At 33.7% G+C, this 25,413-nt stretch carries 18 protein-coding genes and 1 riboswitch; of the genes, 1 reads left to right on the top strand and 17 read right to left on the bottom strand.

Annotation, left to right across the window (positions count from 1 at the left end; genetic code table 11):
• Positions 1–292: 292 nt before the first annotated feature.
• Positions 293–853: a serine O-acetyltransferase gene (locus ACQKMF_RS04335; protein ID WP_427571936.1), complete on the bottom strand. Its 561-nt coding sequence runs from the start codon at positions 851–853 to the stop codon at positions 293–295.
• Positions 854–2,685: 1,832 nt separating this feature from the next.
• Between ACQKMF_RS04335 and ACQKMF_RS04330 the strand changes: the two genes are divergently transcribed.
• Positions 2,686–3,615, top strand: coding sequence for a LytR family transcriptional regulator (locus ACQKMF_RS04330; protein WP_230177061.1), 930 nt, complete (start codon positions 2,686–2,688; stop codon positions 3,613–3,615).
• Between the two features lie 1,133 nt (positions 3,616–4,748).
• Here the strand turns inward: ACQKMF_RS04330 and ACQKMF_RS04325 are convergent.
• From ACQKMF_RS04325 to ACQKMF_RS04250, 16 genes are all read right to left on the bottom strand, one after another.
• Entirely contained in the window at positions 4,749–4,880 is a 132-nt protein-coding gene (locus tag ACQKMF_RS04325; RefSeq protein WP_264895178.1) for a hypothetical protein, read from the bottom strand.
• Between the two features lie 273 nt (positions 4,881–5,153).
• On the bottom strand, positions 5,154–5,291 hold the full coding sequence (locus ACQKMF_RS04320; RefSeq protein ID WP_170974034.1) for a hypothetical protein: 138 nt from the start codon (positions 5,289–5,291) through the stop codon (positions 5,154–5,156).
• A gap of 690 nt (positions 5,292–5,981) precedes the next feature.
• Positions 5,982–6,113, bottom strand: coding sequence for a VOC family protein (locus ACQKMF_RS04315; protein WP_427571933.1), 132 nt, complete (start codon positions 6,111–6,113; stop codon positions 5,982–5,984).
• 208 nt (positions 6,114–6,321) lie between these two features.
• The gene (gene galE / locus ACQKMF_RS04310; RefSeq protein WP_427571931.1) at positions 6,322–7,353 is read right to left on the bottom strand and encodes a UDP-glucose 4-epimerase GalE; all 1,032 of its coding nucleotides are present in this window, start codon (positions 7,351–7,353) and stop codon (positions 6,322–6,324) included.
• A 297-nt stretch (positions 7,354–7,650) separates the two neighbouring features.
• Positions 7,651–7,761, bottom strand: coding sequence for an anti-repressor SinI family protein (locus ACQKMF_RS04305; RefSeq protein ID WP_427571929.1), 111 nt, complete (start codon positions 7,759–7,761; stop codon positions 7,651–7,653).
• A gap of 18 nt (positions 7,762–7,779) precedes the next feature.
• A riboswitch (cyclic di-GMP riboswitch) is annotated at positions 7,780–7,863 on the bottom strand.
• Positions 7,864–8,297: 434 nt separating this feature from the next.
• Entirely contained in the window at positions 8,298–10,097 is a 1,800-nt protein-coding gene (locus ACQKMF_RS04300) for an ABC transporter ATP-binding protein (RefSeq protein WP_427571927.1), read from the bottom strand.
• 205 nt (positions 10,098–10,302) lie between these two features.
• Positions 10,303–10,785, bottom strand: coding sequence for a lasso peptide biosynthesis B2 protein (locus ACQKMF_RS04295; RefSeq protein ID WP_427571925.1), 483 nt, complete (start codon positions 10,783–10,785; stop codon positions 10,303–10,305).
• 32 nt (positions 10,786–10,817) lie between these two features.
• The gene (locus ACQKMF_RS04290) at positions 10,818–11,102 is read right to left on the bottom strand and encodes a lasso peptide biosynthesis PqqD family chaperone (RefSeq protein ID WP_427571923.1); all 285 of its coding nucleotides are present in this window, start codon (positions 11,100–11,102) and stop codon (positions 10,818–10,820) included.
• Entirely contained in the window at positions 11,092–12,033 is a 942-nt protein-coding gene (locus tag ACQKMF_RS04285; RefSeq protein WP_427571921.1) for an HPr kinase/phosphorylase, read from the bottom strand. The genes ACQKMF_RS04290 and ACQKMF_RS04285 overlap by 11 nt, the downstream gene beginning before the upstream one ends.
• A gap of 141 nt (positions 12,034–12,174) precedes the next feature.
• Entirely contained in the window at positions 12,175–12,306 is a 132-nt protein-coding gene (locus ACQKMF_RS04280; protein WP_141489635.1) for a paeninodin family lasso peptide, read from the bottom strand.
• A 15-nt stretch (positions 12,307–12,321) separates the two neighbouring features.
• The gene (locus ACQKMF_RS04275) at positions 12,322–14,262 is read right to left on the bottom strand and encodes a lasso peptide isopeptide bond-forming cyclase (RefSeq protein WP_427571919.1); all 1,941 of its coding nucleotides are present in this window, start codon (positions 14,260–14,262) and stop codon (positions 12,322–12,324) included.
• 664 nt (positions 14,263–14,926) lie between these two features.
• Positions 14,927–16,120, bottom strand: coding sequence for a nucleotidyltransferase domain-containing protein (locus ACQKMF_RS04270; RefSeq protein ID WP_427571917.1), 1,194 nt, complete (start codon positions 16,118–16,120; stop codon positions 14,927–14,929).
• Positions 16,121–17,179: 1,059 nt separating this feature from the next.
• Positions 17,180–19,003, bottom strand: a complete 1,824-nt coding sequence (locus ACQKMF_RS04265; protein ID WP_427571915.1) for a hypothetical protein — start codon at positions 19,001–19,003, stop codon at positions 17,180–17,182.
• Between the two features lie 763 nt (positions 19,004–19,766).
• On the bottom strand, positions 19,767–21,392 hold the full coding sequence (locus ACQKMF_RS04260; RefSeq protein WP_427571913.1) for a glycosyl hydrolase family 28-related protein: 1,626 nt from the start codon (positions 21,390–21,392) through the stop codon (positions 19,767–19,769).
• Positions 21,393–22,565: 1,173 nt separating this feature from the next.
• A complete protein-coding gene (locus ACQKMF_RS04255; RefSeq protein ID WP_427571911.1) occupies positions 22,566–23,639 on the bottom strand; it encodes a polysaccharide pyruvyl transferase family protein in 1,074 nt (357 codons plus the stop codon).
• A 235-nt stretch (positions 23,640–23,874) separates the two neighbouring features.
• A complete protein-coding gene (locus tag ACQKMF_RS04250) occupies positions 23,875–25,392 on the bottom strand; it encodes a lipopolysaccharide biosynthesis protein (protein WP_427571909.1) in 1,518 nt (505 codons plus the stop codon).
• Positions 25,393–25,413: the final 21 nt, after the last annotated feature.

Genomic DNA, 25,413 nt, shown 5'->3' with positions numbered 1-25,413 from the left:
CCTGAATGTGAATAAGCCACATCTTAATGCATGGCTTCTTTTCCATTTAGAAAATTATATTCTTTTTATCTCGTCCAACCCTTTTTGTATATTTTGGTGATGTATAAATTAAATCACAAACATAACGTGGACTACTATTCATATTAATTTCGATATAGGAGTAATTTTTTATTTTATAAAAATAAAGAACTCCAAGATATTTCTAAGTCACAGTTTGTTTTGTTTCATTTGATTTTTATTGGACGAACTTTTTCAATAATAAATAGTTTGCTCTTACTATGCAACTATTAAATTATTTTTGTTGGATTAATTCAGTTCCAAAAGGGTGATCACTTCCCTTATTTGATATTTTCTTTGCTGGAGCCCCCACGACCGTAATATTAGGTTCTAAAATAGACTTAGATATCACTGAATTCGCTCCAATTCTTACTCCGTCAGCAATTTGTACACCAATCAATATCTTTACACCGGGACCTATATAAACATTATCCCCGATAACTACATCTTGAGCTATATTCGTACCATTATATATTTGACAATTACGTCCTATCCGTGCTGATTCATTAATAATAATTGTTCCATAATGGAATATTGCCATTCCCGCATCAAAAACGTTAATAGGAATTGATAAACTCAAGTTCATTCTTAAGTTTCGTAACCTTAATCTGTGAAAAGTTAATCTAACTTTTCCAAACAATCCCTTTTTACAGTTAGTTAAATATTCTACTTTTCTTAATAAGCGGGTAAATTTCCAACATTCGTCACCAATTAGACTAGGTTTTCTTTTATTAATAACCATCGATAATTTGTCAGCCTCTAAGAAGTAAAGATAATCTTTGTTGTTTTTAATCATTTTTTTGTATCTCCTATCAAACACCCAAAACTTTTATCATTCTTCTATTTTAACAACAAGCAATGATGAGAGCTACAATTTTTTCACATAAATTAGTTGTAAAAACTCCAGCATCACTAACAGTAATTTTATAATTCGACCCGATTGGATATACTATAACAGTAGAAAGCTGAACCCTTTTATCGAAAGAATTAAAAGGACTTTCATAGTTTATTTGCAATGTCTAGTACTTCATTAAGTGACAAATTCCTTTGCAAAAAAGCAGCCACGGAAATATTTATCTCCGCTGTATTGGTAACATGAGGTCTACCCGATAAGTGGACTTGGGTAGTATTACTAATGATAAAAGAGTTCGCCATCTTAATTTTAGGTTTCTTGCCAAATGAATCAATCCAAAATTCCCCAAAGAAGTTTCGTATCTCTTTAGCTTGATAAATAGAAGTATCGCAGTCGCTTACTTGACCTTACTAAAAGTATTTACACTTCCGTATTCGATATAAATCCCGTAAGAGTTTGTTTTGTCCTTGCCTTGACCCTTTACAAACTTAATGTGGAAGTGATTACTGTTAGCTGAAGTAAAGCTACCTGTTCCTGTTTCTTGTACATAAACCCCTTTTTCCTTGAATAAATATTTAAGTTTAATGTATTACATTGATAAGTAGTTACAGATAAAGTAATTCCATTTTTGGGATTAAACATAGTAATGTTATCAAGTGATATAAATACCAGTTGTATTTCTGTAAGTAGAATTTGTGGATTCAATCTTTATATCTTTAAACGTGTGATTGTCCATTAAGTATTAACGCAAAACACCCACCTAAACCTTTAGTGGGGTGTAAAGCAAATGTTGTAAAAGATGATACAATTGCACTACAAAATCTTATTAACTATTGTTCTGATAACAAGAAAAAAATTATATACACCTTTCGAAACTTATAAAACAACAGCGACTTTATCTATACAAATCAATCATGGTTTTTATTGGTTGGGTGACATTGGTGTAAATACTATTTAGTTTATTGGCATTTTCCGCAAACTGCGCGGTATGCTCTTGACTTTTTTGTTAGCTTCATTAAATATACTATAAGCTATCCTATCTGCCATATTAAGACACCGCTTATCTTTTTTATGAAAACATTGCCTCCTGCTACAGAAGTAAGTCGAGCACGGAATTGAACAACACCTGTTAAATCAAATTGCTACAACTCGCTGAGTCTGTTGTTTTGGGGCCCATACTTAGGTCAGTTAGATTCGATAGAACGTCCCAGTGACTCTGCTGCTTTGAATATTAACTTCCTGCTTGTCACTAGTACCGTAAACTTTCAAGGAAAAAATTTTAGTGTCACCAACCGTTTCCGTACTTGGTAGAGGCTTATCCGCACCTAAAAAATTATCCTACTGTACATTTTTACCTTCTCTAGGATTATACTATGTATGAATTCCTATGAATATCATCAGCGGCCGATATCGTCCTTTTGAAAATCGTTACCCTTTGTCACCATGAATTGCAAAGCATGGAAGCACGGTTATCAATAAGCCTCCCCTTGAAGTCTGGAAAAACCCCATGCCTATTTCCCTAGAAGTTATTACGACTTTTTAAAACTTTCTGCCACCAAGTCGGAATATCTTGCTCGTAAAGCTCCTGCCAGATTAGCATTCATTTCATAAAACTTTAAACTGGAAAAAAACTATTAAAATTTCAAGGAACATAAAAAACCTTTTATTTGGTTCCAAATATGTCAAAAGTATTATAAAGTAGCAAAATGTACTATTCTTTTATTATGAAGTTAAATATAATAAAGAAGTGGTTACAAAGAGGAAGGAAGTAAAATATGAGACATGAAAAAAAGAAGAAAAAGAAACGGACATGGCTGAAGGTAGTCGGGGTAATTGTCCTGCTATTCATATTAGCTGGGGGAGCCTTTGCCTATTCCGTATGGAATTCACTGACAAAAACCGTTGACACGATGCATACACCAATAGACCGTACCACCGATAAACGAACTAAGGACCTTGCACTATCCGATCAGGAGCCATTCTCGATGCTCATGCTCGGTGTCGATGAACGTGATGGCGACAAAGGCCGCTCAGATACAATGATCGTCTTGACAGTCAATCCACAAAAGAAATCGGTCAAAATGCTAAGCATTCCGCGTGATACACGGACCGAAATCGTCGGTCATGGAACACAGGATAAAATCAACCATGCATTTGCCTTCGGCGGCGCGAAAATGTCCATGGATACCGTTGAAAACTTCCTTGATATCCCAATCGACTATTATATGAAAATCAATATGGAAGGCTTTAAGGATATCGTTGACGCAGTCGGCGGCGTGACCGTACAAAACGATCTGGACTTCACATCCGATGGCATTCATTTTGCAAAAGGTACGCATACTCTTAACGGGAAAGAAGCCCTTGCCTATTCAAGAATGAGACATGATGATCCGAGTGGTGATTTCGGCCGTCAATCCAGACAACGTGCCATCATCGAGGCTGTCATCAAGGAAGGCGCTAGCCTTTCATCATTGACGAAATACGATGAAGTCTTCGCTGCACTCGGTAATAATATCCAGACGAATTTGACTTTTGATGACATGATGGACATCCAAAAGAATTACAGGGACGCAAGCAAAAGCATTACCCAATCATCTATAAATGGCAACGGTACTAAAATCGACGGAATCTACTATTATATTGTGTCGGATGAAGAAAAGGAAAAGGTTCAATCCGAATTAAAAGAACAATTATCCATCAAATAAGAAAAAATGAAGAGCTGTCCGGACCCGCATCCTGACAGCTTTTTCATTTTCCCCGTCCAATATTCTGACAAAAAACGAACACCAATTGTAGAGATTTGTTGGAATTTTTGTTGTTTATTAGGCACTAAAAGACGGTATAATCTAATATGAGCTGAAAATTCCAACTTCCCCTTGCCCCTTTCATCACTTGACACTATCATTCACTGGAACCGGAATTCCATCAACCATCATCCATCAACTATAATTAATAATCCTAAACAAAAGGAGTGGATTTGTATGAAAATCAAAGCAGGCAGCTGGGCTATGCTAAGCAAACAGGACAAAATGTTTATTCTGAAAGCCATCAGTGATCGATCAAGAATGAAATATGTTTCATGAGAAGTAGCTCTTTTCGGCAATACATGAGAGCATCGCCTCTCCCTTTTCAATAAAACGAACTCGAGCCTGAAAAAGGAGAGGAAACTATTTAAACCGATATTTCTATAACAAACAGCATTCGCCTTTTTCTGTGAAAACATAGCTATCTTGTTCAAGATAAACACCCTAATGCGAGAATTGAAGACCTGTGTAACTGGAATTTCATAGGCAGTTTTATGCTGCCCTCCAACCTTATCCAGAATCCAGTTCTTCACATTCTTAAGTATCGGCCTACAAATCATACTGAAAGGTCTCTACGTCCATATTGTAAAAGTACAAGGTTGGATGTTGCACATAATATGCCCGATTATTAATTCCCAGCTTCGAAACGCACTTTCAACCGAGCGGCCAATGAAAAATGATATAAGCTTATTCACCAGAGTCCTCACCCTCATAGCGTAGCATCCATAAACGCAAAAAAAAGAAGCATGTTGTAGACATGCTCCGTCATTCCTTCATTATATGTATCAAATTCAGATTCGATGTCGCTTTCTCCATCGATAAATGAAAAGGGAACAGAAGATTCCTAGCAAACCGCTAAACGTGTCCGTGATAACATCCACAAAGAGACACGGCCACCGGTTAGTTTTTGATGCAGTTCATCTGCACTAAAAAGGATACATATAAGAGCTCCTGAAAACGAAAGATTACCATATTATACAAAACTGCACCAATCAACATCCAACGCAATAAGCCCAGGACTAAGTATTTACGGATCATATACTTTCAGGTTGTTCAATGATCCCGCTTAATTTCTCCTTAATCTCTTCCACAAGTTCATTTACAGTAACATCTTGTCCAGACTCACCCTTGGCAAAAGTGTCTTTTAAAATATCAAAAAAATCCATTCGAAATTTCCACTCCAATATATAATTGAGCCACCGTTTCATACTGTTGTCCTAATCCTTTTTTCAAAAATAAGGAATATAGCTCATTTATTTGATAATCACATATAAATCGAGAATTGGCAAGCAGAAACTAGTTTAAAAAACAAAAATTTACCCAATTTTAACATTTCTGAAATATTCCTTTTAAATGAATACTAGTAAGTTTTAGGTAAATAGTGTTGATATAAAAAAATAAAAAAGGACCGATTCCTCAGCCCCTTCGATACCAACATATTATGCCTGTCCCATAAAATAAGTCATTAATGAAATCAAAACTAATGTAATGGTAATATAAGTCCCAATAAAAATTTTCTTGCTTCTTTGTTTCTTTTCATAAACTTCCTCGAACGTAATGAATTTGTTTTTTGTCATCAAAAAATCTCCTTCTATTCTGATGTCAGCTATCTGACATCGCCTGTTGCGAAGTCCCTTTGCTTGATCTCTATAGTGTAGTATCGGCACATAACGAAAAATATTTAAGTATTATTAACTATTTTTTTATAGGCGATATTTCTTAAATTTGTAGAAGGTAACGACTAACGTATTATGTACTTTAAATAAATCCTATGATCATTCTGTTGAACCCTGCCTAGGTCTCATTTAGTATCTAAATTTATTAAGCGCTTACTTTATAAAATTCAATATTATTTTTATCCAACCGAAAAATGACAACCACAACGGAAAGCTTAAAAACGTTCCCCACAATAGTCCCACAACAACATTGCTGGATTCATTCATAATAAAGCATCTCCTTTTATTGGATTGTTTTTCTGTTGTTAAATTTAATTACTATTCAACCATTATTTTTAAAAATCAAGTATCACAAAAAGAATGAGCTTATCTTTATTAATAAAAATAATGCAGCTTCTTTCTATGTACTATATTATTCATAATAACTTAATAAGAAAGCGCTTACAATAGTTCTATATACTGTTAATCCTTACTTTTGCTTTACTACTTATAAGTTTTAGCTCCGAAACATTCTAGTCAGGAAATAAATCTATTTATATTCGCATATGAAAACAATTTTAGCTGATAGCGTCCGCCAACCATTAAATCAAATTAATAAGATTTTCTTTCTTCTCGATATGTTTCCTTATTAATATGCAACCCTAAAATGTTTACATAGAAGTTTTTCGATTTTTCATTATTTGAACAGATTATAGCAACTTGGTATATTTTATTTATCTTCATTTTCTTCTCCAAAAGAGACAAGTAAGCTTAAATTTCATTCAAACAGAGTAATATAAGAATAACAGGATCATCTCTTTTATTGTTTATTTGTACTCTTGACTAATCTCCTCAGATTCTCAGCCCATTCATTTCGACAAAAGGTGAATTCATTGCATCCTTCTTAAAATAAAAATGAACTGATTTCTCAGTCCATTTCAATAAACACCCGTTATGATTGAACGAGAACTTTTTGTTCGTATCCGTTCGGATTATCTGTTTGCCATTTCCACGAGTCTTTACACATCTCGTTTAAATCCTTTTCTGCACGCCAGCCTAATACTTTTTCTGCCTTAGTAGGATTTGCATAACAAATTGCGATATCACCAGGGCGCCTATCTACAAATTGATAAGGTATTTCTTTTGAATTGACAGCGCTGAAAGCATTAATGAGATCCATAACACTATAGCCTGTACCTGTACCAAGATTAAATGTTTCTATCCCTTTATTTTTATCAAGGAACTCGAGTGCCTTCAAATGCCCTTTTACCAAGTCTATCACATGGATGAAATCTCTGACTCCTGTACCATCGTGAGTTTCATAGTCATTGCCGAAAACAGAAAGTTTTTCTCTTTTCCCAATTGCAACCTGCGTTATATATGGCATTAAGTTATTTGGTATTCCATTTGGGTTTTCTCCAATTCTTCCACTTTCATGAGCACCGATTGGGTTAAAATAGCGTAATAAGGCTATCCTCCAAGTGGAATCCGAAATATATAAATCTCGTAATATGTCTTCAATCATCAATTTTGTACGTCCATATGGATTAGTTGCAGACAATGGAAATGATTCATCAATTGGGACACTATCCGGGTGACCGTACACCGTAGCTGATGAACTGAAGACGAGTTTCTTAACATCATGCTTTGCCATCAGGTCACACAAATTAATAGTGCCTGTTATATTATTATGATAATACATTAATGGGATTTCAACTGATTCCCCTACAGCTTTAAGCCCTGCAAAGTGCATTACTGCTTCGAATTTATGATTCTCAAAAATAGTATTCAACTCTTCACGATCTAATAAATCACACTTATAAAAAGTGAAGTCCTTGCCTGTTAATTCCTTAACCCGATTTAATGATTCAAAATTACTGTTTGACAGGTTGTCTACAATTACAATATCATAACCTGTATTTAATAGTTCGACAGCTGCGTGGCTTCCGATATAGCCCGCCCCTCCAGTTACTAGTATTGACACTTTAAATTCCTCACTTCGATTTTAGTATTAAAAAACAAATATTCTACACTATCATTAGGTTCAGTCTCTGTATTATGTAATAAAGTAATTAATAGTACATCTAATTATATCCTAAATTGTTCGTTATATAAGTATAAATCATTAATAATAAAGAATATTATTATATAATATTCTTTATTATTTCAATAGGAAGAAGATTATTCGAAAAAGACATAAGAAATACATAGAATTCAGTCAAAAACAGCCTAAAATAAGTTGCTAAAACCTTTTTTTCCTCATACAGAGATTATTCTTATTCTAGTTTTGTTCAATCTGAATAAACTCCCGCACATCTTCAATAGATAATCCTAGATTTTTAGCCTCCAAAATTAGATAAAACCATTCTTCTCGTTCATGGTTAGCTTCCATGATAAATCCCACCCAACTTGTGGTAACACAGCCGTCTTAGCAATTAGCCTTAGACCTGTAATTTTGCGTCCCTACTTTTCAATAGGTTTGCCTTTCTCAAGAATATTTCACATTAGTTTTTATTATTCTTTCAAGACTAATAAATCATTTAAAAAACTCGTTCGATTCCCTTGTTCCATGTAAACCATTATGCCCTAAAAAAATTTCTCCTTAATTAAAACTATATTAATGTTAATTATACTTAAAAACGTAATAATAGCTCATAATACTATTCGTTTTTTTATGTCATTTTTCAACATAATTCATCATAAAGTGACATTACAATGTAAAACACTGGTAGAATGCACTTTCTTTAAAACACTTTTATTAAAAGCAGAGATATAACCGCTATAATAATCTAGCATTTACTATTCTACAAAAGTAATTTTCCGAATCGAGTAGGCTAAGTGATTCCTTATTAATTTATTTCCCCTAAGAAAAAAGCCAGCATTCCAAACCATAAAATATCTGTAACCTGACTGTTGTTAACTTCCTATTTATACTCTTGATTCCATTTGAATACCTAATAAATTGCTAAACATCCCTCTTTTTTCATTCGCTAATTGGTTATATTCACCGACCTGAATGATTTCTCCCTGATCCATGACCAACACTTGATCAGCATTACGAATCGTCGATAATCGGTGAGCTATGACGATGATGGTCATTTTTCCTTTTAATCTTTCAATAGCGGATTGAATCTTCGCTTCGTTCTCCGTATCTAAAGCACTCGTCGCTTCATCCAATACCAGGATGGACGGTTTGCGTAAAATCGCCCTGGCTAACACTAGCCGCTGCCTTTCTCCTCCTGACAGTCGGACACCCCGATCACCGATGAGGGTATCCAGCCCTTGTGGAAGCTTACCAACAAAATCAGCAGCTGCCGCGAACTCCAAAGACTCCCAAATGGATTCATCACTTGCCTCAGGGTCAATGATCATCAGATTTTCCCGTATGGTTGCATTAAAGAGAAAAGGATCTTGCGGGATGTAACTAATGGACCTACGCAGTGATAATAAGCGGTCATTAGCAAGGGGAATATCATCTATTCTGACTTCACCCCTATTAGGATGATTCAATCCCATTAATATATCTATTAAGGTGCTTTTTCCGGCACCCGATCTGCCGACAATAGCAGTCATACGTTTAGAGCGAATGTGTATGCTTATATTTTTTAGGGCATAATTGCTCTCGTTTTGATCATAACTAAAATATACATTACGGCATTCCAACCCTTGTTCAATTTCAATAGACTTGATATTTTTATAATCGGATTCATATAACTCTCTTGCTTCTCTACATTCGTTTTGTAAATCCGACAATGCTTTAAAAGATGGTAGCGTAGACCCTATTTGCTCTAAATTGGATTGAATGCTAGTAAATCTTGGCCATAACCTTGAAAAAATAACAATTATAAGCATTAGTTGGGCTGGCTGGGCCATGAACATCTTTATCGAAAAAAACACAAAAATGGCAATTAAGACTGAAGATACAATTTTGAAGATCATCTGGGACGTCGTATTTAAGGTTGTTAACTTGATTCTGTTTTTTTCCATTCTCTCACTTAAAGATAGAAACCAACTCAAATGAGAGTCTTCTAGTGAATTACTTTTGATATCCTTCATTCCGTTAAGATGATCAGTCATACCTGCTAAATATGTTTGTGTTAGCTGGAAGGTTTCCTTTCCAATAGACTGAGACTTTTTCACAAACTTCCGTGAAGAAAAAATAAGAATGATCCCAAAGGCTATGATAAAACTCGTCATTGGAAAAGATAAATAAAAAGCTATTCCGATTTGTATCAAAGTAAAAATAAGAGAAGATATAAACTGTAAAAATAAATTAATACCTGCACTTACATTGAAGGTTTCGTTTGTCATGATGTTGATTATATCGGATTTCCTCTTTTTTAGGTAAAATCCCCAATTGACCTGCAGCAGACTGCCATACGCCTCATCCCTTAACTTTCTAACAAAACCTTGTTGGATTTTGACTCCCAAGATTGTTTGATTCCGCTTAAATACACTTTGTCCAACCATTAATATTACATAAACACCAAGTATCAATAAAAGACTGAGCGTTTCCGGAACTCCTGTGAATAATCCATTAATCCAGCTTAAGAAAGGAACCTCATCCGTTTTTATGTCCATTATACCGGTCAATCCAATCAATGGGATCAATAAGAAAATTCCTACGCCTTCTATAAAGCCTATTAAAATCATACAAATAAGATTGATATATAATATTTTCCCCGAATAATCATGTATTTGTTTCGTATAAAGTAAAAGATGCTTCATTACCATATCCTCCATTTGCAGGCCATATTTGATCGTTTTCCTCCATGTTACTAGTGCTAAAGCGCGAAAATGAAAGGAAAGGTATTAGGTATCCACTTTTCTAAGTTTATTATTCACATTGAAGATAGTATGGGTGGGGTGGTGACGCGTGGACTCCTGGATAAACCTTGGAGGGTTTATTTTGTTCAAATTAAATGGTATTAGATTAACCAGACTCTTGTTCTTTCAGACTTCCACTCCTGTTCTTTTTAGAGAACTTAGAAACAATAGTGAACCTATCCATCACTTCTGCTCCCGTTATGTAAAAAGGTCCACTGCGTAGCCAAGCATGTGCAATGAGCCCTCCATTCTCATCTTTGGCTGTACCTAAATAAAGAGTGCTATCAATTTCTCGTTTTTCCAGCATCTTCATAGCCGCCATTGCCTTTACAAGACACTGGCTTTCCCATATGGTGTAGCGGCTCATAATATTTATAGCCCGTGAAACATTTGCTAAAATCTCTTTATCCGCTGCATTCAATTCATATGATGACTCTTTCATCTGTTCACCAAGTGTTGGGGCAACTTTTGAAAAGGAAATGCTTTTAAGATAACGGGCCCAGCCTAAATGTAAAAAAGCTTCGATATACAGCAGCTTTGTCTTGAAATTCAATCGAAGAAAAGTCTGAGCTTTCTTTACGATATTCATTGTTTAGCCTCCTAGACTAAAGATTCATGATACTAGGAATGGATGCTAACTAAGCCTTGTTCTAGCAATTGACTTAAAAAGTCAGTGACATGTGCCTGACAATCAGCTTGATCGACATTGTATTGTGACTGTAATGTTGCAACTAACTCTTGAATCGTGATGGGTTCCTTCATTAACTCCCAAATTTCCCCGCCCAGTTCACCTAAATTATAATATTTTCCGTTTGAAACGCTTAGCATGACTTTTTCCCCATCCATATCACTTACTATGTTTCCTGGACTTTGGCTATATTTCGTATCAAGTTGATTAGTAATCATGAACTCTTTCCTCCCTTTTTAATACATTTAAAATAATTTCCGATAAGTCTGGCGCCGTGAAGCGATTCGTTGGTCTACGTAATTGGAAAAACTCGATTTTCTTAATCATTTTGGCAGAAGTATTAAAATGCCAGTCCATCAATCCAGATTTTTGTATAAAAAAATTACGGTATGTATGATGATACAATTTATAAAATCTTTGAAGAGATGATATTGGCTTAATTTCTATCTCGGCATTTTCACTCTTGATCAATTCAAATACACCAGCAAGCGGGAGTTGTTCGGTAATAAACTGATTTTGAACAGGAACAGCGAATTTATCTTCTCTAACAATAAGTGGCTGATAGTTATTTGAATCCATTTCAAAATGATTTAAGCTTTCCAGCCATAATTTTTGTTGTGGATATGAAGGTGTTACAATTGGTATATTTTCATTATTTAGCGTTACTGGTATGACATCATCACTCATGAGCTTATAGCCCCTTTTCAAAAAAGCTGAAGCAAGAGTGGATTTCCCAGCACCAGAATCGCCAACAATCGCATATGCCTTTCCATCTATGGCTACCGCACTTCCGTGTATAGGAAGGATTTTTCTTTGCATCAAGATGGCACCCATGCATGTTCCGAGGATATAAAGCCGAATCTCATCTTCTTGTGCCGCATCAATTGGACAAAATTCTATTCTATTTCCGCTTTGAATCGAGAAAATGGCCGTCTTGGAAACATGAAACATAATCCAGTCTTTCTTAATGACAAAATCATCATCAGGAACTGAATGCTCAGACCATAATGCATGGAGATCAGCTTTTTCGATAATAATATCCGTTTTATCATCCACTATATTAATAGGAAGCAATTCTGTCAAAGCTATATCACTTGATACGGTTAAACCATACGCTTCATAAACAGTCTTTGTTTTGATACCGATCATATAAATACCCCCGTACATAAATAACGTCTCTTAATTAGACAGGTCTAATGTTTAATACTTTGTTATTCTTGAAGTCATACCCCTATTAACTGGATAAATAGGGGCTTAGGGGAACCTAACAGACTTTGTTGCGTAAAAAGTTTAACTAAAAGTTATGTCACCTTTAGGAGTGCCCGCTGGAAATGCAGCATCTGTGTAATCACCATCTGTTCCAAGCATTGTTTGATTAACATCAAGAACTTCTAATTCAGGCTTTTTCCATTCCTTTTTCATACTAATCACCTCCTTTTAATCAAATTTTTTTAAAAATCGATATACGATTAAACTACGCATTAAAAACTTATAATCAGGATCAGGGGCATATTCTGGCCTAGCCCCTTCTTTAATCTTTATTAGTGCTTTGTTAATTGCTTGAATATCTAGATATTCTAATGCTTTTTTATCTGTTTTAAGCTGCTGCAACTCTTCTGTGAATGCTTCCCATTTGGGCAGCATTCGGTGAACCCAATCAGCACCTTGCACACCCCTGTACCGTTGATTTAGCCTTACTTTATCGGGTAAGACATTCACTGTAGCATTTCGAATCAGGGCACGATCCATCCCATTCTGTACATATTGACTTTCCGGGAGCGATAAACAAAAGCGAATAACACGGATATCATTCGTCGGATCTCGCTTCCACAACTTGTATCGTAAGGAGAGCTTTGTGGAAAGCGTATTTCCTGCATTCCATTGAAAGATATCTTCAAAATGCTTTTTTCTTTCATTAAAAATATCAGAATTCGAATACCAGCCCGTTTCATCCATGCCATACTCTTTAAATCTGTCATATACCCCTGTTCCTTCTGCAAATCTTGGATTGATCAAGGAAGGAATTTTATATGGCACACCTTCCGGAAAGATCCGATCAATGATTGGAAAGCCGATTCTTGCAATGGTTTTCACCTTTCGCAATCTAGATCCGCCAACGTTATTCCTATATTGTTCCAACTCTTGATATAGTCGAACCCACTTAAGCCTTTTTAATAGAAGGGAGTAATACTCCAAGGGGAATCCCCAGGAAATTGAAAAGTTCCCTCTATCTCCATTAAGTAAAACACCTATGTCATCCTCATTCGCTTTTTCAAACATCCCTTTTAGCCAGAAAGAATTTTCAAAAAACTTATATGGCATCTCCATGATGTCGAGAAAGTCATCCATTTCAGAATAGGAGTCTTTCCCCTTAAAGTCACAATAATGATCAATAATGCCGCCAACATGTCCTACCGTAGATTTGATGTAAGGCCGCTCATCAGCCAATAAGTATTTAGGAGTAAAATCTTTAAAATCTTCGGGAGGAATATAACTATATGTATGTAGTGCAGTGCTTTCCCGCTGCAATTGATTCACAGCAAAGCCAACAACAGCACCGGAATCCAACCCACCACTCAACTGGGCGCCAACTTTCCGATGTGTCCTTAATCTAGATGTAACAGCTCCCTGGAAGACACCTTGAAATGCTTCTATGTAATCTTCATTAGATTTAAGTTTTAACTTATCCCCTTGAGTTAAATAGGAATATCGTTTTAAAGTCACCCTATTATTCTCTATTGTTAAGCTATGAGATGGTGGTATCTGACTTATGGTTCTATAAGGCGTTAATGAAGAATCTACTGCATCAATCATTCCCGATACGGCCAAATACTCAGCAAGCCACTGCTCATTCAACTTTTTTTCTATAAAAGGTAATGACAAAAGCGGATCCATAGTCGTGCAAAATGCAACTTTATGATAGTTTTGGTGATAATAAAGCGTTCTGCTTCCTGAAAAATCCCTTGCACCAAACAACTTCTGTTTCTTTTCGTCCCAAATGACAAAAGCAAAATCCCCTACTAAGAATTTTGGAGCATCTTCACCCCACTTATAGTAGGAAAGTAGAATCAGTTCACTATCCGTCATACCCTTTTGATCGGATGGCTTAACTTGTAACCTCTGGAATAACTCTTCACGATTATCAATAATGGCATCAGCAGTAATCGTACAGCGCCTTTCAAAATCATAAAGCGGGAGCTGCTCACCAACAGATTCAGGCGTGATCCATTGAGCATGACAACCAAGAAAAATCTTTTCTCTATGCCACATTTGGATAGAATCAGCAGGGTACTTTTGTAAAGCCGTCATCAAATTATGGCAATGTTGAAGATTCATAGGCTCTTCATTAAAATGATAAATACCGGCTATAGCACTCATGTTTTCCCCCTGCGTGTTTTGTTATGTATGGTTGTTGCTAACACCAATAAATTCCATTTTTAAGATGAAAATACAGTATAATTACTATTGTTACTTGATCTTTCTCCTCCGTTGGTTCATTACCTTAATGAAAATACTTCTATCATCTGACTTAAAAAATTTCACCCCAACTAATTTTAAAGGTGTCCATACTTCTTTCATTAGAAATAGAGGCATTTATTTTCATCCTTTCTTAATTACCTAGTAAATCGCAACCTTGAGTTCTCTATTAATCCTTTATTAGAATTTATTCACTGCTCATTTAATTATTGAATAATATTCGATTTTTCTCATATAAATAGTAATTCATAAATAAATCGTTTTAATGCAAATCAGTATACTAATGACCTTATAATCTGTATTTTATAAAGAAAAAAACGTTCTTTATAACGAATATAATAAACTAAAATTACCATCTATTTATGCCTTTGTCAATAATCTTAATAATTACAAATCTTCCATTATTCCATTTTTGCTTTTTTTATTAATATTAGTAATTTAAATCCAATTGCTCTTTAACTACCGAAATCTTAAACTTCCAATCGACCTTTTTATTCTTTAAAAAACCATAAGATAGACAGCATTGATCTTTTCTTTTTGCTGTCTATCTTATGGGATGTTATCTTTATATAGGTTTCATTGTCTTTCTCCACACCCATAAAAAGGGCCGTAACGGAAAATATAAAAACTGAAGTGACTTAGGTAACCTTAGTATCTCTGTATCAGCTGGACTGGGATAAAATAGTTTAATAATGTAAAAAAACTTTTGGAGATTTGACCTTATTGAAAATTGGTAAAGATTTAAGACGAACGACTTATGTAGATTTAATTTTATTGAAAATGGTTCGTTGCTAAATGAATTACCCATTTCTATAATGTAGAATATTGCCATTTGCGCTTGCTTCCTTGTACGTTTTCCTGTTGTTAATGACTGCATCTCTTCATTAATTGGGGTATTTAATAATTGTGAGGATAATATTAGTGCATGTCTTCCTAAGTAATGTTGTTGAAAAAATTTTAGTAATCCGTTATTTTTCTCATTAATAATTCCATTTCTTATCATTTGGTCAATATCTAACAACCAACGTAGTCGAAACCACCCATGTCTAACACCGTGAGCAACCAGAAATAAAAACAAATCTTCATCTCCTAAATAGTAGACAGGATAGCTTGTAAGCTTACTAATCCTTTTTCGTTGCCATAATTCATTAAAGTTCGGTTCCTTTGTAGGGGCAGGATGAAGTCTCCAATGAATTTCAAGCTCGATTTTTTTTTGAGGATGGAAGTACGAAACGTGATGTTTGCTCCATTTCCACTCATATAATGTAGCTTGAACCTCCACTCTTTCATACCCCTGATTCAATAGAAGTTCTTCCGCTCTTTTTAAATCGGTTTTAGGAATAAGAATATCTAAATCCTTTGAAGTTCTTAGTGAAATATCCCCATAAATATCTGCAGCAATTACTGGACCTTTCAAAAATAAAAGACGAATCTGATGTTCAGTAAATAACTTGCTGACTTGTTCCATTTCTGCACATAATTGAAGCATTTGGTATGTATTTTTTTTGTATTCGTGATACAAGGTTTGAATAACCTGTATAGGGATTAACTCTCCATCAAATTTTTTTAACTTAGAATATAGCATTGGGTATATTCTATGATGTCTTGCTAGATAGAGGAAATTATCCCAATTAATATCTGTAAACAATTCATTTTTGAATTGACCATTAATATCGCCTTTTCCCGTCCTTATAATTTCAAGTAATAATCTTAATTCCCTAGGTATTATAGAAAAATCAAGACTGCAATTGTTATCCATCTCATTCACTCTCTTCTTAATCTTTTTTTACTCATTATGAAACGATTTCAGCTATTGAACTTTACTTGATTTTTCAAGAAGTGAACAAAAAGACACGATTTGAAGCATCAGTTGTACTCAACTAGCTGACATGTTTATCCCAATAGTAAATTAATGCTACCGGGTTAGCTTGTGATCTAATCCTATGGAAAAACAATAACTAGGTTTTGAAATCTATCGAACTCTTTAATTCTGTTCATTTTTAAAAAAAGTAATTTGAATTTAACCAAATCTATATAATAATTAATCATAGCATGTCTATTTTTTATATCAATAAATTTCCTATGACTTCCATAATTTTTAACGTTAATAAATCCAAATAATTCTTTCAACATGTTTATCGAACTCAATTTACCGTCAAAAATTATACTAAAAGAAAGAAGATTATCGGTGGGGGATGATAAACAAATAAAATGCCTACTTTTATTCTAAATGACAGTTTGTCACTCTAAGTGATTCAGTTCTTCCAACGCTTCTTGTGCGTTTGAATATAAGATATCACCTTATAATGTCAATTCCCCTCGAAATTGGCGTGCATTGGCGCAATCACACCCTCGGTAATAATACGTTTTACGCTCTATAAAGTTCGCGGAAACATCCCTAGCTTTTACTTGCCTAGGCAAGATACAACCGTATTAATTAGCAATGACCATAATTTCAGGCATTTTTACTTCTAAGGCGTTTTTGGATCGAAGTGCCCATGTCGGTCTCTTATGTTTTGGTACTTCCCCTTACTATCTAACGATAGAAAGGTTCTTAGGGCCATACCTTTCCTTCATAAAGCCAGTAATAATTTGTTTCAAAGGATATACGCCTAAAGGCCACCAAACTGAATTTGTACAAAAAATAGCCATGTCAGTTCATTTTTTCTTTAATCGTTCGGCTAGGTCTATAGAATAGGTTTACAAGCTTTACAAGCTTTACAGCACTCCACATATTTTTTTGAAAAGGTACTCTTCTCTACAAGCAATGATAAATGATTACCCGTCTGATTATTTCGAAATACCTTCTGACTTGCTATTAAATTAATGTGGTAGTTAGAGTCCCGTCATCATTTACAGTTAATTTATAATTTGATTTATTTGGTGATACAAGAACCGTACTGAATTGAACAGATTTATCGAATTGTTGAAATGGCCTGCCAGTACAATTAACAATTTCGTACACTTCATTAATCGACAATTTTCTTTGGAAAAATCCAGCCATTGACATAATACCTTCCATAGTATTAGTAGTGTGTTCACGCCCTGTTATAAACGCCTTTGTTGGTGTTTTAATAGGGAAATTGTTTGTAAACTGTAGCTTAGCTCCTCCTCCGTATGGGTCTATTAGTTCAACCTTTTTTGCAATTGGATCAACGTAAATAAATTGCCATATGTTCTTTATCGTTCTAGAAGCGTATCGACCTGATGGTCTTGATTTAGGCCACTCTGCTACAACACCGTCATATAATCCCGCGCTTAATGAACTTACGTTAGCTCCAGCGCAAAAATACTTGTTTTCTTTAGAATTCGTTAGATATAAACCAATAGGAGCAGCATTCTCATCTTCATTATCGAACATATTATAGTTATAAATAAACGTATAAGGTTGTGTCCAATCTACAGTGTCAATTGGTATAGATATCTTTCTACCATCTGAATGGTTAAAATGAACACCCGTCCCCCAACTGCCATCTTTAACCCAAGTAGGTGTACCTTGCAATGTAGCGTGTTTCTTATTCCCCGACTTATCTAATATTGTAGATCCACTACCTTCATTAAAAAACCACAGCGCGTTCAATGCTTTATCCTGTTTTAAAAGATCTTGTGTTAAATCACTATAAGGCGATGCTGGACCGCTATCGCTAAACACAAAAGCTCCTTCTGCTATTTTATTTTTAAAAGTACCATGAGAATTTATATGAGCTGTTCCACCAAGAATCTCTATATGGGTTTTAGTATTCTCAATCCAAAACTTCTCAAAATAATTTCTTATTCCTTTTTCAGAATAAATAGCTGTGTCACAATCACTTAATTGCCCGTGGCTAAAGTTATTTACAGAGCCATCTTCTATGTATATTGCATAAGAATTTGATGCTTTCTCGCCATGTCCTCTTATATACTTAATAAGGAAATTATTACCATTCGGAGATGTAAAGTCTCCAGTTCCTGTTGATTTTAAATAAATACCTTTTTCTTTGAATTTGTATATATACAAATTGGATACATCTGAAACATAAGTACCTCCCTCAAAAGTAATTCCATTTTTCGGAAAGATTATTGTAACATTATCAATTGTAATTAAAAGGCTATCTTTTACATAAATGCCAGTGTACTTATCCTTTGATGATTCTGTATGTTCAATTTTTATATCTTTAATAACATGTGACTGCCCTTTAACTATCTCAATAACATTTCCTTGATGTTGTGGAAGAATAACTGTATTTCTATTTCCGGCTCCACGCAACTCAAATCCTTGTTTTGACGGAATTGTCAAAGGGGATGTAGTCATATAATAACCAGATGGCATAAAGACAACTTTGTTGTTAGCTGAAGCATAGTCAATAATATCTTGCAATATTTCTGTGTTTTCTTTATCGGTATTATTTGAATCGTAAGCTTTTAAAGGTGTTGGTGGAAATAGTACGTTTATAAAATGAGATTGTATATTTTTTCCTACTTCCTCCGTCTGTTCCGTCAAAACCTTAATTTTATGAGCTATCAACTTCCCGTCTTCACCTTTAACCATGGTTGAATCGACTGGTTGTAAAAACAGATTTACACCCTCTTTTTTTATTGTATAACCAAAAATGAATGCAAAAATACCAAGAAAAATATTCAGTAAGAAGTTTCTTCGTTTCATTTTTTATCTCCTCTGATAAATTATTTTAAACACTGCTTAAGAACTACGTTTGCAATTAATGGACGTCACGGATAATAGTTTTACCTGATTATAAGTCTTCCGTGAGAAGGGAGTAGATAAATAACGGAATTTCTCTGAAGCTTCCCGTAATAAATAGAAGATTTACATCAATACTCAAAGTTTATTAATAACTAGTTGCTTTGGATAACTTCTAAGGTTATATATTTTCTAGTTAGAGGATAAAAACATTGTTAATCATAAGCTCTTTTTAGCCATTCTAATTTCCAAAGGCAGAATAATATTTAGGTTAAGCCTATTCATATCTGGGGATCTGAGTCCTAAGATTTTTACCCTCTACCATTAAAAAGATTAATACTTTTCATATATTTTTGAGGTTTTATCTGTACTATATTACCAGTTAAAGATCTTTAGTATTTTTCAAGGAATCACGCTTACCTGTTTGGTAAAATATAAGAAAAATGTGAAATCGACCATTTTTCATTTATAAGGCTATTCGTTAAGCCAGGACCTAAAAGAAAAAAAGCATAGCATTTTACTTATGACGACATAAAAACTTTAGTATACACTTTATCTTTTTATTTCCATCAGGAAGCATGATACCAGGACTGTTTATATAATATGTTGATTAAAAAAATTTAATGTTTGTGCTTCATTTATTGTCTGTTGCTTTCACTCCATTTTCCTGGATTTTTTCTCTACGATCCTCTTCCGATTTCAGTCATTAAACTAGAAGTTTACATACTTACACCCTATTGATTACAAGTTGTCCTGTCTCATCTACTGAAATTTTATAACTTAGACCATTTGGAGAAATTAAAGTTGTGGATTTTACTATTTTGTCATTCATCTCAATAAGGGGTCTTTCTACACTGTTAACTATTTCAAGAATTTCTTTTTTTAATAACTTCCTTTGATAGAACATAGACATTGACATTACACCGATCGTCATATTGGTCACAGCAATTGATCTACCTGATAAATATAGTTTGCTGATGCTTTGTGAATCTTTTATAGGAATTGGAATGGTGGTAGTTAATCCTACAGGTTTATCTTGAGTAGGGTCAATGACTTCAACAAAATTGTTTAAGGGATCAACATAAATGAATACCCACTGAAAATTATCAAAACTTCCAGCTCCGTAACCCACTGTCTGGTTGCTGTGGAGATTGGCCCCCGAAGAATTGTTATGATTTACTATTTGCAAATAAGAACTGTGTAAAATAAAGCCTACATACTTCTCTCCCCCATCTAGGAATAGACCAAATTGAGGATACAAATTGTCCCCCCTATTTTCTATTTTAGCGAGGATACCAAATGTATATGGTTGGCTCCAATCTAACAAATCTTTCGGAGCAAGTATTCTGTTGCCAATCTGGTTATTAAATCTAACAGCTTTCCCCCATTTACCATCGTCAGTCCACTCTGGGGTACCTGTTAACATTAGGTGTTTTTGGTTTCCAGATTTATCAATAACTAAGTTGCCTTCTCCCTCGTTGAAAAAATACAATCCTTTCAAACTCTTAGTGATATTAGGTGATTCTTGTGGTAGGAATGAATAAGGACTTACTTCACCATAGGACGTTTTTATTATTGCCCCCTCTGTAAGAATATTCTCTGTTAAGCCATGACAATCTATGAAGTTTATACCTGATATAGCCTTTACTGCATTTTTGGTGTGCTCTACCCAGATATTCCTAAAGTAATTTTTGCTTGCGTTTTCTAAATAAAAGGCAATGTCAGAATGGCTAATTTGACCACCTCGAAACTCGTTAAGTATACCACCTTCAATGTGTACGCCTATCGTTCCTGTAGTAACGCTATTATCACCCGTTACCATCTTTATTTCAAACGCATTTGAATTAGGCGTAGCACCATTCTTAGATTTTTTAAGATAAATTCCCTTATTTATATAATTTAAAATGAGAATGTCTCTAGCATTCAGGAAATAAACATCACCTTCTAAAATAATACCATTTTTAGGATACATTATATGGACATTTTCAATTGATACAGAGTGTGCGTTTAAAACATAAATGCCTGTATACTTTTTCAAAAAAACCCCTTCTGTATAAATCATAAGATCTCGAATTTTAGCCCCTTGTGATGATATTTCAATAACATTACCCAAATGATAAGGACTAATTACCGTTGCACGGTTTCCTTCACCCACAAGTTCTAGCCCTTGTCTACTAGAAGTCAAACTTAGAGCTGAGGTTACTTTGTAATTACCTCTCGGTATGATTACCTTAGTTGGTCTTCCAGCCACGGAGCAATAATTAATTGCTTCTTGTATAGCCCTAGTGTCGTCTGCGACACCATCACCTATCGCCCCAAAGTCTAATACGTTTACTCCATTCTCATTAGTCACCTTTATATCCCCCTTAAATAAAAAGGGCAAACACTAGACTCTACATATAATTATCCAATGCGTTATTTCAAGCGCATAAGCAAAAAGGATAACAAATTACTGGTATCAAATATATTACTGCATAAATTTGGCTCAAGCCGTTCAGATCTATGTCTAAGTTTGTCCTCGATTCTTCTGTAAATTGAATCTATTCCAGTATATGAATTGATTCAATTTAAGGTTCCGTCCCCAGTCACTATGGACCCTATTTTAAAAATATGAAATGTTTAAATCTCCTCTCAAAAACAGTAGGAAATGTATTCTCTTTTATTGATTTTAAAAGTGACACTAACATGACTCTCGCCAATAAACACTATGAATGTGTGAAGGGATTAAGGTGATTATATGACAGATAGGCGCTAACTATCTTTGAGTATAGTAACCCTTGGTTAGTCGATTAGACAAGTCTTCTACAAGTTGTTTAAGAACTGCAGAGATACAGCATTAGAAATTGCCAATATAGAAAACCGAAAGAGGTCTCCGACATTATAATCGGCTTCTAAAAAGAGCTGAATTGTATTGGACTAGATTTAGGAATAAGCGAATTAGTTAAAATTAGACTGAAAATGATAACATTATAAAGAAGAAGCAACTACAAATAGAACTAATTACTAAAGCACTATGAACGGAGATTTAGAAATGAGAATTTTTACAGCAAAGATATATTACTCATTTAGGACTTAACAAGAATTAAATGTAATTCAAGAACGGTAGGAAACCTAGTTTTCTACCGAGGTGTCGGGATATAAATCGTAGAAAGGAATTAGAGATCATAAAATGCATCATATACTAAAAAGACCTTCTGAAGTGTACGACTCGAAAAGGTACACTTAAGAAAAGTCTCTTATAGGTATTCACATGAGGATTCATTAACAGATTAGGCAAGAAACAAAATCATTAGAATTGGTCCACCTTCCACCAGATAGCCTGTAATGAACTACATCTGTGCGGGCCAAGAATGATCGGAAAAACCGTGATTTAAAATGACTTTTGCCCCTCTGTTCAAGAAATCACAATAAATGTCAGAAGAGTCATCAATATCACCTGTTCTACATTCCACAAATTTTAGATGAAACCATTTCAAATGCATTTTTAAAAGCATCTATCCTTTTAAGTAAAGTGTATCCTGATTGATCAGCTACTAACTACCTCATTTATTATCTGTTGATAATGACTCTTAACATATTCATTATTATAATCTATACCATCCGCATTTTTAAGATTATCTATTGCATGTTCAATATCATTTATATCATCTAAGAATTTTATATAATTAAGATTCATAATCCATTCATATTGAGATTTTATTTTATGATTATAATTACTAAGTACAATACATGGTGTACTTGTTATTGCAGCAAAAACCATACCATGTAATCTATCAGTGATAATTAACTCAGCTTTTTTTATCATTTCAAATAAATCACTTAACTCTTCACTAACCTTTTGTCGGGGAACGTCCCTATTTATTAAAGTGTCAGATTTATTTACGGATTTATAATTAACTTTTAGCAAAGCAAAAATTTTTTCTTTCTCATCACTACTTAATACACCTTCAACGTCACTTCTAATTAAAGCTAATGCGCCTTCACGATTCCTCTTAGGAATGGTTTCGTTTAAATATAGAACTATATCAGGGGTTAGAATTACTTTATTATTTTCAAACGTATTCTTCATAAGTTTATATGACACCTTATCACGCGCTACTAGGGTAAGATTTTTATTTGAAGAATAAATACCCTTAGAAATTTCTTGTTCTTGTTTTCCTTTAATAGTATTACTAAAATACATGCTTTGAGGAAAGGAGATAATCTTATTATTTCTAAAATTTTCAATAATACTCCTTCTACTATTCTCATGTTCTAAATATTGGTCCCCCAAACTTCCCCCACCAATTAAAGTAATAATGTCAGTAGACTTCACAATTTTTTTTATATATTTTGTGTAATTGTTGTACTCTCTTTCCGTAATTCCAATTAGATTATATTCAGGAAAATGATCTTGCAAAAATTTTTTCCGAGCATAACCAAGAGCAATGTCTCCCAGATTTCCATGTTCTTGTTCTAAAAGAAGAAAAATACTTTTATTGTTTCTATCAATTAGAGATTCCTTTACAACCTGTCTTAATTTATAAAAATGGTAACTTTTTGATAAAAACTGATAAATATATTTGTTGCTGCTAGCAACTTTTTTAATTACTTTTATCATCGATTAACACCCTTTCATAGATATAGTAGCAATTGAATTATCTTTTGTTTAAATTTGGGCAATTTCATGAAAATGAATATTTAAAGACCAAATATTTAGAAGTAAGATAGCACAGCTTAAGGAGTTTTGTAACATATATTTGAACTATTTCATTTTCAATTCTTCAATGATAAATTGAAATAAAAATATTATTTTCCATGTATATTTTCACAATATCCTTCACAGATTATTTCTCCTATTTAAATTTTTGAATAATCAACATAACTAGTTGCTTTAATTGTTTTTTATTTAACATTAATACACAACTAATAATTATTCCAAAAACTGCACAGAAAAATGAATTTACCCCTAAATCAGTCCAGTTATTAATTTGATTAAAATGTTTAATACTATAAAATAAAGAAACTAATACACTAACTGTTAATATGTTTCGAATTAATAAATTATAGAACGTATGCCACTTAATATCTAAGCATTTGGCTGTATATATCGGAGTAAATGTTAAATTACGAATTATACTTAATATAACACTCGAAATAGGAATTGCTAAAAGACCTAAATTAGTAAACTTTATTAAGGTAAACACTAGAAACACATTGATTAATCCAGTAATCAACAAAATAATTGAAGGTATTCTCACTTTGTTAAGGATAGTTTGTACATTGTATAATATATTTATTGACCCATTTATTAAATATGGTGTAAATATAATTACCGATAATAAATGAAGGTAACGTGCATCTTCGCCTGGCACCCATAGCTTATAAAAATCTTCTCCAAAAACGATAAAAGCAGATATCGGTACACTTATTAAGATTCCTAATACTTTACCGGAGAAATCGATTTCTTTTAATAATGCACTTTTATCGTCCTTTGCATAGTGCGCTGCTAAGGGTGGAAAGAACACTCCTACTAGCGTCCCAATTAAAGTCACTACAAATAATGGTACTGTTTGAGCAACTGAATATTCTCCTGCTTTCGTTGCACCAAAAAAGATATTTGTTAATAAAAGATCTAAACCCGTTAATAAAACAATGCTTAGTTGATTAAAAGAGCCCCAAACCCCTGAACTCAAGAGTTTCATAACAGCTTTTTTATTGTAATATGTTATTGAGAGACGTATTTCTGGCAGTAGTCTTTTTGTATAGTAAAATGAAATAGCAAAGCCTATAATAATAACGATTAAACTGACGACACCAACAAAGATAATGGAAGGTGTAAATATTGAAAATAAAACAATAAATAATATAGCCCTCATTCCGCTTTGAATTATTTGTTGGTACGAACCCAAATCAATTCGGTTTGTTGCTAATGTAGCCACGTTGAACACTGATCCTAAAACAGATATCAAAAATGTCAGGAAAACTAAGCTAAAGAGAATTTGAATATCAGTATGCAAGTTAGCTGGTATATTTAAAAAACTATCAATAAATAAAATTATTAAAGAAAGTGGTATTATCAACACAGTAACCATTATAATATTCGAGTAAAAAACTGAATTAAAATATATGTTAGCTTGTACTATATCTTTTTTCATTACCTCTAACATAATAAACCTTGCAGCCATTGAATTTAATGCAATTACCAATAAGTTAATATATGTCACAAAATTATTAGCCAACGGATAAAATCCATAAGCTTCTTTCCCTAGATGTTTAATTAAAAATGGTGTAAGTATAAAGCTAATACCCATACTTAGAAGGAAAGACATTAAATTAGCTATTAAATTAATACTAAGTTGCTTTTTAGACATAAAAGGAATACCTTCTTCTCA

Origin of the sequence: Peribacillus sp. NPDC101480 (assembly GCF_050277335.1) — a bacterium.
Lineage (GTDB): Bacteria > Bacillota > Bacilli > Bacillales > DSM-1321 > Peribacillus.
This window is presented reverse-complemented; position numbering and strand designations above follow the sequence as displayed.

Coding starts and splice junctions, on each gene's coding strand:
- ACQKMF_RS04265 (WP_427571915.1), bottom strand. CDS start 19,003: ATGAAACGAAGAAACTTCTTACTGAATATTTTTCTTGGTATTTTTGCA.
- ACQKMF_RS04330 (WP_230177061.1), top strand. CDS start 2,686: ATGAGACATGAAAAAAAGAAGAAAAAGAAACGGACATGGCTGAAGGTA.
- ACQKMF_RS04320 (WP_170974034.1), bottom strand. CDS start 5,291: ATGACAAAAAACAAATTCATTACGTTCGAGGAAGTTTATGAAAAGAAA.
- ACQKMF_RS04280 (WP_141489635.1), bottom strand. CDS start 12,306: ATGAAAAAGGAATGGAAAAAGCCTGAATTAGAAGTTCTTGATGTTAAT.
- ACQKMF_RS04335 (WP_427571936.1), bottom strand. CDS start 853: ATGATTAAAAACAACAAAGATTATCTTTACTTCTTAGAGGCTGACAAA.
- ACQKMF_RS04250 (WP_427571909.1), bottom strand. CDS start 25,392: ATGTCTAAAAAGCAACTTAGTATTAATTTAATAGCTAATTTAATGTCT.
- ACQKMF_RS04290 (WP_427571923.1), bottom strand. CDS start 11,102: ATGATTACTAATCAACTTGATACGAAATATAGCCAAAGTCCAGGAAAC.
- ACQKMF_RS04295 (WP_427571925.1), bottom strand. CDS start 10,785: ATGAATATCGTAAAGAAAGCTCAGACTTTTCTTCGATTGAATTTCAAG.
- ACQKMF_RS04305 (WP_427571929.1), bottom strand. CDS start 7,761: ATGGAAGCTAACCATGAACGAGAAGAATGGTTTTATCTAATTTTGGAG.
- ACQKMF_RS04255 (WP_427571911.1), bottom strand. CDS start 23,639: ATGATAAAAGTAATTAAAAAAGTTGCTAGCAGCAACAAATATATTTAT.
- ACQKMF_RS04300 (WP_427571927.1), bottom strand. CDS start 10,097: ATGAAGCATCTTTTACTTTATACGAAACAAATACATGATTATTCGGGG.
- ACQKMF_RS04315 (WP_427571933.1), bottom strand. CDS start 6,113: ATGAAGATAAATAAAATATACCAAGTTGCTATAATCTGTTCAAATAAT.
- ACQKMF_RS04270 (WP_427571917.1), bottom strand. CDS start 16,120: ATGGATAACAATTGCAGTCTTGATTTTTCTATAATACCTAGGGAATTA.
- ACQKMF_RS04275 (WP_427571919.1), bottom strand. CDS start 14,262: ATGAGTGCTATAGCCGGTATTTATCATTTTAATGAAGAGCCTATGAAT.
- ACQKMF_RS04285 (WP_427571921.1), bottom strand. CDS start 12,033: ATGATCGGTATCAAAACAAAGACTGTTTATGAAGCGTATGGTTTAACC.
- ACQKMF_RS04325 (WP_264895178.1), bottom strand. CDS start 4,880: ATGGATTTTTTTGATATTTTAAAAGACACTTTTGCCAAGGGTGAGTCT.